The sequence below is a fragment of the Methyloceanibacter sp. genome (genome assembly GCF_051306395.1).
In the GTDB taxonomy this organism is placed as follows: domain Bacteria; phylum Pseudomonadota; class Alphaproteobacteria; order Rhizobiales; family Methyloligellaceae; genus Methyloceanibacter.
Window position 1 is genome coordinate 1 of record NZ_JBPPND010000232.1, and the last position, 9,428, is coordinate 9,428.

The following is a 9,428-nucleotide window of genomic DNA, read 5'->3' on the forward strand; positions in this document are numbered from 1 at the left end:
CAACAAGGCAAATAGGTGACTCACTCCGCAGCTTCGGCCTTGGCCGGGCGCTTGCCGCGCGCGCTTGAGCCACGCCGGTCGAGCAGCTGCTTGAGGTAGTGGCCGGTATAGCTCTCCGCGACTTGCGCGACCTCCTCGGGCGTGCCGGTCGCCACCACGCGGCCGCCGGCATCGCCGCCTTCGGGGCCGAGGTCGACGATATGGTCCGCGGTCTTGATCACCTCCAGATTGTGCTCGATGACGATCACCGTGTTGCCCTGGTCCACCAGCTCGTGCAGCACCTCGAGCAGCTTCGCCACATCGTGGAAGTGGAGCCCCGTGGTCGGCTCGTCGAGGATATAGAGCGTGCGGCCCGTGGCGCGCTTCGACAGCTCCTTGGAGAGCTTGATGCGCTGCGCCTCGCCGCCGGACAGCGTCGTCGCCTGCTGGCCCACATGGATGTAGCTTAGGCCAACTCGTTTTAGAGTCTCGAGCTTGTCGCGCACCGAGGGGACAGCCTTGAACAGCTCGGCCGCTTCCTCGACGGTCATGTCGAGCACGTCGGCGATCGACTTGCCCTTAAACTTGATCTCCAGCGTCTCGCGGTCGTAGCGCTTGCCCTTGCACACGTCGCAGGTGACGTAGATGTCGGGGAGGAAATGCATCTCGATCTTGATGACGCCGTCGCCCTGGCAGGCCTCGCAGCGCCCGCCCTTGACGTTGAACGAGAAGCGCCCGGGCTTGTAGCCGCGCGTCTTTGCTTCCGGCAGCTCGGCGAACCATTCGCGGATGGGCGTGAAGGCGCCCGTATAGGTCGCCGGGTTGGAGCGCGGCGTGCGGCCGATGGGAGACTGGTCGATGTCGATGACCTTGTCGAGATGCTCCAGGCCCTCGATGGTCTCGTGCGCGCCGGGGAGCTCGCGCGCATTGTTCAGCTTGCGGGCCACGGCGCGGTAGAGCGTCTCGACGAGGAAGGTGGACTTGCCGCCGCCCGAGACGCCGGTGACGGCCGTGAACAGGCCGAGCGGGATCTGGACGTCGATGTCCTTGAGGTTGTTTTCGGAGGCGCCGACGACCTTGATCGCGCGGCCCTTCTTAGGCCTACGGCGTTCTTTGGGGAGCGGGATCTGTTTGAAGCCGGTGAGATATTGGCCGGTGAGGCTGTCCGGATTCTGCATCACCTGCTCGGGGCTGCCTTCGGCCACCACCGCGCCGCCATGCACGCCGGCGCCCGGGCCCATATCGACCACATAGTCCGCTTCGAGGATCGCCTCCTCGTCGTGTTCGACCACGATCACCGAGTTGCCGAGATCGCGTAAGGCCTTCAGGGTTTCGAGCAGGCGCGCGTTGTCGCGCTGATGAAGGCCGATGGAGGGCTCGTCCAGCACGTAGAGCACGCCGGTCAGGCCAGACCCGATCTGCGAGGCGAGGCGGATGCGCTGGCTCTCGCCGCCGGACAGCGTGCCGGAGGCGCGCGACAGAGTGAGATATTCGAGGCCCACGTCGTTGAGGAAGGTCAGCCGCTCGCGGATCTCTTTCAGGATGCGCGCGGCGATCTCGTTCTGCTTCGCGGTGAGGTGCTCGGGCAGGGTATCGAACCAGGTCTTCGCTTCGCGGATCGACATGTCCGTGACTTGGCCGATATGGAGGCCTGCGATCTTCACCGCGAGCGCTTGCGGCTTCAGGCGATAGCCGGTGCAGGCCTCGCAGGGCTGGTCCGACTGGTAGCGCTCCAGCTCCTCGCGCACCCAGTTGGACTCCGTCTCGCGCCAGCGCCGCTCGATATTGGTGATGACGCCTTCGAACGGCTTCTCCGTGGAGTAGTGCCGCACGCCGTCGTCATAGGTGAACTCGATCTCCTCCTCGTCGGAGCCGTAGAGCACGATCTCGCGGAAATCTTCGGGCAGGTCCTTCCACGGTCTGGTCATGGGCTGACGGTAGTGCTTGGCGAGCGACTCCAAGGTCTGCTGGTAGTAAGGCGAGGTCGCGCTCGTGCGCGTCCACGGCGCGATGGCGCCGCGCGAAAGACTCAAGGTCTCGTTGGGCACCACGAGTTCCGGCTCGAAGAACAGCTCAGTGCCGAGCCCGTCGCATTCGGGACACGCGCCGTAGGGATTGTTGAACGAGAACAGTCGCGGCTCGATCTCCTCGATGGTGAAGCCGGAGACGGGGCAGGCGAACTTCGCCGAGAAGATGATGCGCTCGGCGGCGCCCTTCGCGGGCTTGGCCGGCGCGTCGGCGAATTCGGCGATGGCGATGCCGTCGCTTAGGCCCAGCGCCGTCTCGAGCGAGTCCGCGAGCCGCGCGGCGATGTCCGTGCGCACCACCACCCGGTCCACCACAACGTCGATGTCATGCTTGATCTTCTTGTCGAGCGCCGGGGCCTCGGAAATCTCGTGGAAGGCGTTGTCGATCTTGACCCGCTGGAAGCCCTTCTTCAGGAGTTCGGCCAGCTCCTTGCGGTACTCGCCCTTGCGGCCCCGCGCGATGGGCGCCAGCAGATAGAGCCGCGTGCCTTCCGGCAGCTCCAGCACCCGGTCCACCATCTGGCTCACGGTTTGGCTCTCGATGGGCAAGCCCGTCGCGGGCGAGTAGGGGATGCCGACCCGCGCCCACAACAGGCGCATATAGTCGTAGATCTCCGTGACCGTGCCGACCGTGGAGCGCGGGTTCTTCGAGGTGGTCTTCTGCTCGATGGAGATGGCGGGCGACAGACCCTCGATATGGTCCACGTCCGGCTTCTGCATCATGTCGAGGAACTGGCGCGCGTAGGCCGACAGCGATTCCACATAGCGCCGCTGGCCCTCGGCATAGATGGTGTCGAAGGCGAGCGAGGATTTGCCGGAACCGGACAACCCGGTGATCACCACGAGCTGCTCGCGGGGCAGGTCCAGCGACACGTTCTTGAGGTTGTGCTCCCGCGCGCCGCGGATGGAGATGGATTTGGAGGTCATGCCGTTAGCAATGTCGGGGGACGAGGGCCTGACCGCAAGGCTTAGCTGGCTCTCAGACGGCCCACAAGAGGCCCAAATGCGCGGGAGAGGCGGCGCTAGATCAGCGCCAGCTTTTTGAGGCGCGACCTTATGGCGCCGGGCTTGCGGCCCAGCTCGGCGGCGATGGCGCCCACGCTCTCGCCCGCCTGGTGGCGGCGGCGCAAATCCCGCTCCTCGCCCTCGGTCCAGGGCGCATAGGCTTTGCCGTGGCTCTGGCGCATGGTGGCGACGTCGTAGCTCTTGGACTGCGCGGCTTCGGCTTGGCGGCCGCCGCAATCCTCCAGGAATGCCGCCTGGCGCTCGGCGAGGTCCGTCGGACCAAGGCGCGCCAAGGTATCGAGGGCGTGCTCCGAAGCCGCGCGGAACGCGGCGTCCGTCTCGATGGCTTGCGGATGCACGCGCAAGGCCCGCTCGTTGAGGCCCAGCAGATGCAGGCCCGAAAGCTTTCGTAAGCGCGACAGCGCCACATAGCCCTGGCCGTATTCGAAGGCGCGGGAGAGATCGATGACGGCGGCGTCCAGCGACATGCCCTGGCTCTTATGCACGGTGATGGCCCAGGCGAGCCGCAGCGGAACTTGCGTCACGCTCGCGCGCTCCTTGCCGTTCTCCTCGATCTTCCAGGTGACGGGCTCGGCCACGATGCGCTTGCCGGCTTTCGTGCGCACGACCGGCGCGCCTGATTCGGGATCGAAATCCTCCACGAGCCCGAGCGTGCCGTTCACGTAGCGCCCGGCCGGATCGTTCTTGGTGAACATCACGACGGCATCGGGCTTCACCGCCAACATGTCCGGCGAGAGGCAGCCGCGCTTCAGCGTCTCGATCGCGGGCGGCGCCCCCTTGGCGGTCATGGCGAAGCTGCGGGTCTCGCCGCCGAGCTTGGCCAATTGCTGCCGGTTGATGTCGTCCACCGCCGCATTATGGGTGAACAGCCGCGTGCGGCTGGCCGGTAGCTGATCGCGGTCGACCATGCGCGCGGCGAGCCGTTCCCGATGGATGCCGGTGCAGGCATTGGCGCGGATGGCGTCGAGCACGTCGAGAAAGGGCTGGTCGTCTTGCCGGTGCTGCTCCGACAGGTAGCAGACCGTGGGATCGAGATCGCGCCAGGCCGACGAGCCATGGGCGAACACCGCGCCGAAGCCGTCGCCATCGCCGCCGAAGTCCAGGAGCCCCGCGTCCGGGCGCCGGCGCGTCACCGGCGGCAGCTGAAAGAAGTCGCCGACCAGGACCACTTGGAGACCACCGAAGGGGGCGGGCGTCCCCCGGATGTGACGGCAGACCGTGTCCACGAGGGTCAGGGACTGCGCCGGCAGCATCGAGATCTCATCGATGATCAGGACGTTGGTCTTCTCAATGCGCCCCGCGACCCGGCGATTGGCGGCGATGGTATCCAAATCGCGCCGTGTCAGCGTCTCGCGCACGCCGATGCCGCTCCAGGCATGGATGGTGACGCCGTGCCCATGGGTCGCGGCGATACCGGTCGAGGCGGTGTAGGCGTAATCGACGCCGGCTTGCGCCAACTCCTTGAGATAGCGGTTGACCGTATGGGTCTTGCCGCTGCCGGGCCGGCCGGTGAGGAAGATGCTGGCCCCGGTCCTGAGCAGCGCCAGCGCCTCGTCTTGAGTCATTGCCTCTCCCGTCTCTGCTCGAATCCGCGCGACGATTCCAGCATAACCGATGGCGCCGCCGCGATTCTCAGCCCATAGAGAAATACATGACCATGAGCCGCACCATGACCCGCACCCAGATCGCCATCGTCGCCGGCATTATTCTGATCGCCGGCGCAGTCCTCTACGCCATGGGCCATCCGCTCATCTGCAAATGCGGGTATGTGAAACTCTGGCATTTCGATGTGGTCAGCGCGGAAAATTCCCAGCACATCTTCGACTGGTACACGCCCTCCCACATCATCCACGGCTGTCTGTTCTATGGGCTGTTCTGGCTGATCGCCCCGCGCAGTTCTTTCGGCCTTCGGCTGATCCTGGCGGTCCTGGTGGAAGCGACCTGGGAGGTGGCCGAGAACACCGACTTCGTCATCAACCACTACCGGGAGATGACCGTCTCGCTCGATTATTACGGCGACAGCGTGCTCAACTCGGTGAGCGACATTCTTTTCATGATCGCCGGATTCTTTCTCGCCGCGTGGCTGCCCGTCTGGGTCACGGTTCTGATCGCCGTCGCGCTCGAGGTGTTCGTCGGCGTCATGATCCGCGACGGCCTCACCCTGAACGTCATCATGTTCGTGTGGCCGAGCGAGGCGATCCTGCAATGGCAGCAGGGGAGATAGCGGCTAAAGCGGCACGCGGATGCCGAAGATCATGATCAGCATGAGCCAGGCGAAGGCCGCCACCGTCGGATAGAAGGTGAGGCCGAAGCCGAAAGCGCGCAAATAAGGGTTCTTGTGGTAGCCGATCCAGAACAGGATGCGGCCCAAAACGAACAGCGCCGTGAGGATCGGCAGCGTGCGCGCCTCCTCGATCGGGCAGTACATGGCCAAGCCCGCATTGGCGATGAACCACGCGGTGAACTGCTCGAACGTGTTGAGGATGAACCGGTTGTTGATGTCGACCGGCGAATTGGCTTTGGGCACGCGGCCGACAAACATCGACGGATCGAGCCGCTGCGCGGCAACGATGCAAATGCCGATGATGCCCGGCACCAGAGCGACGACGGCGTCCTTGATGACCAAAGCGAGGCGATCGGCAATGCCCCAGGCCTCCGGCGTCCACGTCCAGAAGTATTTCGCAGCTGCGAAGAAGGCTGCCGCGAAGAGCCAATTGCCCACCAGCGTGGCGATGAACGGCCACTGCATGGCGGTGAAGCCAAAATACTTGACGCGTGGATCGCGCCGTTTTGCCTTCCGGCGTCCTGATGCGTGCTGCTGATCGACGGACCGCTGCATGTTCCCCTTCGTCCTGGGTTTCAGGTCAGCACCATCCCGCGCTGGGGAGGCGCCGCCAATGAAATCGCTTCGTGTTCTTGTCTTAGCCATAGGGCCCACGCCTTGAAACCACAAGAGGGCGACATAGTGGACGAATAAGAACAAAGCAGGTACATAAAAGGAGACGCTCTGGCTTGTGGAGCTTGTGGACAGGTCGGGCACCGGCAGGGAGTTGCCTGGAAGGCCGCGGCTTGTGAGCCTAGACTGCCGGATTGCCCTGAAGGGCATATGTAACGCTTACCCGCGGGGAGGTCCAAACCATGGCCGGATCGGTCAATAAAGTCATTCTCATCGGCAATCTCGGCGCCGATCCCGAAATCCGCCATACGCAGGACGGCCGGCCGATCGTCAATTTGCGGGTGGCGACGAGCGACAGCTGGCGCGACAAAGCGACCGGGGAGCGGCGCGAGAAGACCGAGTGGCACCGCGTGGTCATCTTTAACGAGGGGCTGGCGCGTATCGCCGAGCAATATCTGCGCAAGGGCTCGAAGGTGTATCTCGAAGGCTCGCTCCAGACCCGCAAATGGGAAGATCAGTCGGGCCAGGAGCGCTACAGCACCGAGGTCGTGCTCCAAGGGTTCAATTCCTCGCTCACCATGCTCGACGGCCGCCAGCGCGAGGGCGGCGGCATGGGCGAGAGCGGCGGCGGGGGTGGTGGCGAGTTTGGCCGCACCAAGCCGCTGGGAGGCGGCGACGCCTCGTTCAACAAGGAGCTCGACGACGAGATCCCGTTCTGACGGCCCGCATGCTTTCGCGCTCGATCGGTAGCGCGCCGCCCCGCTGATGCGCTGCCTCGTCACCGGCGCCTATGGATTCATCGGACGAGAGGTCGTCACCGCGCTGATACGCGAAGGCGTGAGCGTCGTGGGGGCGGGCCGAGATCTGGATTTTGGCCGGCGCATCTTTCCGGACATCGACTGGATTGCCTGCGACTTCAATCGCGACACGGACGTGTCCCAGTGGCGTGAGCGGCTGGGCGGCATCGACGCCGTGGTGAACTGCGTCGGCATTTTGCAAGGCACCGTGAAGGATAACGCCGAGCGCATTCACGGCGATGCCACGATCGCACTATTCGAGGCTTGCACGGAGACCGGAGTCCGCCGTGTCGTCCATGTCTCCGCGGTGAGTGCCGAGAGCGACGTGGTGAGCGGCTATGCCAGATCCAAGGCAAAAGCCGATACGGCATTGGCATCCCTCGATCTCGATTGGGTCATCGTCAAGCCGTCGCTCGTGATCGGACCGGGCGCTTATGGCGGCACGGCGTTGATGCGCGGGCTCGCGGGTCTGCCTTACATCCTGCCGCTGCCGGGGCCGGCCACGGAGCGTTTCCAGCCGATCGCGGCGGACGATCTGGCGCGCGGCATCGTCAAGCTCGTGACGGGGGAAACGGTGCGGCGGGAAACGCTGTTCGCCGCCGGGCCCGAGGCACTCAGCGTGCGCGACATTCTCCGAAGCTTGCGAGCCTGGCTCGGCTTTGCGCCGGCATGGGAGCTGGCCGTGCCTCTACCGCTGCTGCGCATCCTGCTGCGCTTCGGCGACGTGGCGGGCTGGATCGGTCATGCCTCGGCGGTCCGGACCACCTCGCTCACCCAGATGCTCTACGACCGGATCGTGGACGGCGAGCGCTTCGCGCGGATCGCGGGCCCGGTGAAGACCTTTGCGGAGACGTTGCAGAGCACGCCGGCAACGATGCAAGACCGGTTGCACGCCCGTGCCTATTTCGCCGTGCCGTTCCTCCAAGTGGCGCTGGCGGTGTTCTGGATTCTCTCGGGCCTCATCGCCCTTGGCCCGAGCACGACGCTGCTCGCAGGCACCATCCTTGCGCATATTGGCGTCGATCCCGCCCTAGCGCAGCCGCTGGTAGCCTTGGGCGCCGCCGTCGATGTGCTCGCCGGCATCTTGTTCCTGGTTCCTGGCTGGGTCCGGCGGGCAGGGGCGCTGCAACTCGCCATCAGTACGGTCTATTTGGTCGGCCTCAGCGTCGTCGCGCCCGCCTTGTGGTTCGATCCGTTCGGGGCGCTTCTCAAGATTGTCCCGTTGATGGGGGCGACACTCGTGGTCATGGCCTTTCAAGAGAAGCGGTAGGCGATGTCACTCTATCTCGCGCTGAAATTCCTGCACCTTGTCGGCGCGGCGGTTCTGCTCGGGACCGGCGCAGGGATCGCCTTCTTCCTCTATCGGGCCGAGCGGCACGAGGCGCCGGCAAGTATCGCCGCCACGCTCCGCATCGCCGTTGTCGCCGATTACGTCTTCACGGCGACCGCCGCCATCGCTCAACCGGTCACCGGGCTATGGCTCGTGCATGTGGCGGGCTATCGCCTCGAGCAAACCTGGATCGTCGCAAGCCTCGTCCTCTACGCTCTCGTTGCCGCCTGCTGGTTGCCGGTGGTTGTCCTACAGATACGCATGCGCGACATCGCCTCCGCCGCTGTGAAGGAAGGCGCGACCGCGCTTCCCGACACCTATTGGCGATTGTCGCGGGCGTGGTTCTGGCTCGGCTGGCCAGCCTTCCTTTCGGTTCTCGCGATCTTCTGGTTGATGATCGCCAAGCCGGCATAGCGGAGCACAAAGAAGCCCGGCCTGCCGTTCGGCAGACCGGGCTTGTTTCACGCGAACGCTCACGGCTTAGTTGATGCCGGGATCGCTCGGAAGCCGCTCCTCGTCCTTCTCGATGACGCTGTTGTTCTCGCCGACGGTGACAGCCTGCTCGCTCAGGCGCTCATAGTCGGGGGCCGAGGCAAGCATATCGCTGCTCAGAGGTGTCACCACGGTCACGTTCTGCGCCTCGTCGCGGTTGAACGTGAGGTCCTGGTAACGCACGGCCACCTCCTTCTCGCCGATGCCGAGGAAGCCGCCGACGCCGATCAGCACAGCGGCGATCTCGCCGTTCTCGTTGGTGACGACGTCGTTGATGTGGCCGATGGCTTCGTTGTCGGCGTTCATCACGGACTGGCCGATCATATTGCTGGTGAGCCACTGATCGGTCTCCTGCTTGGCGCCGAATATCGGCTGGTCAAGAGCTGCCGAATCCTCGATCGCCTCCTGGGGATGGTCCATCGGTTCGTCGAGCTCGCTCGCCTTCGGCAGAGGCGGCATGACCTCGTCCTCAGGCGGGGCAATCTCGGACGACCTGTCCGGGATGGGCTCAGCCGGGTCGGCCGGCTCATCCAGCATGATTTCCGGCGGCGCGATGTCGGACGGCAGCGTCTCCTCCGACGCGGCCGGAGGGGTCTGCGCTTCGTCGGCCGGAAGGTCGGTGTCCTGAGCAAGTGCGGGGGTCATGCTCATGAGCAGGCCAACCGCCGTACCTGTGAGAAGTCTATTCATTGGGTCTTCTCCCTTTGTTGGGTATTCGTCGATCACTCGTTTGACTGATGACTCGGCGCCACGTTTGCGCCGCAATTTATGGGCGGCACAGTCCATGCCGCTGCAGTGTCCAACAAACGTTCGCCGACTCGTTGAGTTCCAAAAATAGCTTGCGCGGATGCGTTTTCTGAGGGCGTGAAAGCCGCCGTTTT

Annotated in this window: 8 protein-coding genes; 4 read left to right on the forward strand and 4 right to left on the reverse strand. The window is 64.8% G+C overall.

Annotation, left to right across the window (positions count from 1 at the left end):
• Positions 1 to 20 precede the first annotated feature (20 nt).
• Positions 21 to 2,933: an excinuclease ABC subunit UvrA gene (gene uvrA / locus ACSLE4_RS12450; protein ID WP_435904759.1), complete on the reverse strand. Its 2,913-nt coding sequence runs from the start codon at positions 2,931 to 2,933 to the stop codon at positions 21 to 23.
• A 95-nt stretch (positions 2,934 to 3,028) separates the two neighbouring features.
• Positions 3,029 to 4,597: an ATP-dependent DNA helicase gene (locus ACSLE4_RS12455; protein WP_435904760.1), complete on the reverse strand. Its 1,569-nt coding sequence runs from the start codon at positions 4,595 to 4,597 to the stop codon at positions 3,029 to 3,031.
• Positions 4,598 to 4,689: 92 nt separating this feature from the next.
• On the opposite strand from ACSLE4_RS12455, the gene ACSLE4_RS12460 reads away from it, so the two are divergent.
• The gene (locus ACSLE4_RS12460) at positions 4,690 to 5,256 is read left to right on the forward strand and encodes a DUF2585 domain-containing protein (protein ID WP_435904766.1); all 567 of its coding nucleotides are present in this window, start codon (positions 4,690 to 4,692) and stop codon (positions 5,254 to 5,256) included.
• Positions 5,257 to 5,259: 3 nt separating this feature from the next.
• On the opposite strand, the gene ACSLE4_RS12465 is transcribed toward ACSLE4_RS12460, so the two are convergent.
• Complete coding sequence (locus ACSLE4_RS12465) at positions 5,260 to 5,871, reverse strand: MAPEG family protein (protein WP_435904761.1); 612 nt, start codon at positions 5,869 to 5,871, stop codon at positions 5,260 to 5,262.
• A gap of 299 nt (positions 5,872 to 6,170) precedes the next feature.
• Here ACSLE4_RS12465 and ACSLE4_RS12470 point away from each other — a divergent pair, with 299 nt between their 5' ends.
• Genes ACSLE4_RS12470 through ACSLE4_RS12480 form a run of 3 tightly spaced genes read left to right on the forward strand, consistent with a single transcriptional unit; the run spans position 6,171 to position 8,469 of the window.
• Positions 6,171 to 6,647, forward strand: a complete 477-nt coding sequence (locus tag ACSLE4_RS12470; RefSeq protein ID WP_435904762.1) for a single-stranded DNA-binding protein — start codon at positions 6,171 to 6,173, stop codon at positions 6,645 to 6,647.
• Between the two features lie 46 nt (positions 6,648 to 6,693).
• Complete coding sequence (locus ACSLE4_RS12475; RefSeq protein ID WP_435904763.1) at positions 6,694 to 7,995, forward strand: NAD(P)H-binding protein; 1,302 nt, start codon at positions 6,694 to 6,696, stop codon at positions 7,993 to 7,995.
• Between the two features lie 3 nt (positions 7,996 to 7,998).
• On the forward strand, positions 7,999 to 8,469 hold the full coding sequence (locus ACSLE4_RS12480; RefSeq protein WP_435904764.1) for a DUF2269 family protein: 471 nt from the start codon (positions 7,999 to 8,001) through the stop codon (positions 8,467 to 8,469).
• Positions 8,470 to 8,535: 66 nt separating this feature from the next.
• Here ACSLE4_RS12480 and ACSLE4_RS12485 read toward each other — a convergent pair whose 3' ends face one another.
• A complete protein-coding gene (locus tag ACSLE4_RS12485; protein WP_435904765.1) occupies positions 8,536 to 9,237 on the reverse strand; it encodes a PRC-barrel domain-containing protein in 702 nt (233 codons plus the stop codon).
• Positions 9,238 to 9,428 lie beyond the last annotated feature (191 nt).

Bases quoted from the DNA above. Each gene is read 5' to 3' on its own strand.
- uvrA (WP_435904759.1), bottom strand. From the start codon at position 2,933: ATGACCTCCAAATCCATCTCCATCCGCGGCGCGCGGGAGCACAACCTC.
- ACSLE4_RS12455 (WP_435904760.1), bottom strand. From the start codon at position 4,597: ATGACTCAAGACGAGGCGCTGGCGCTGCTCAGGACCGGGGCCAGCATC.
- ACSLE4_RS12460 (WP_435904766.1), top strand. From the start codon at position 4,690: ATGAGCCGCACCATGACCCGCACCCAGATCGCCATCGTCGCCGGCATT.
- ACSLE4_RS12465 (WP_435904761.1), bottom strand. From the start codon at position 5,871: ATGCAGCGGTCCGTCGATCAGCAGCACGCATCAGGACGCCGGAAGGCA.
- ACSLE4_RS12470 (WP_435904762.1), top strand. From the start codon at position 6,171: ATGGCCGGATCGGTCAATAAAGTCATTCTCATCGGCAATCTCGGCGCC.
- ACSLE4_RS12475 (WP_435904763.1), top strand. From the start codon at position 6,694: ATGCGCTGCCTCGTCACCGGCGCCTATGGATTCATCGGACGAGAGGTC.
- ACSLE4_RS12480 (WP_435904764.1), top strand. From the start codon at position 7,999: ATGTCACTCTATCTCGCGCTGAAATTCCTGCACCTTGTCGGCGCGGCG.
- ACSLE4_RS12485 (WP_435904765.1), bottom strand. From the start codon at position 9,237: ATGAATAGACTTCTCACAGGTACGGCGGTTGGCCTGCTCATGAGCATG.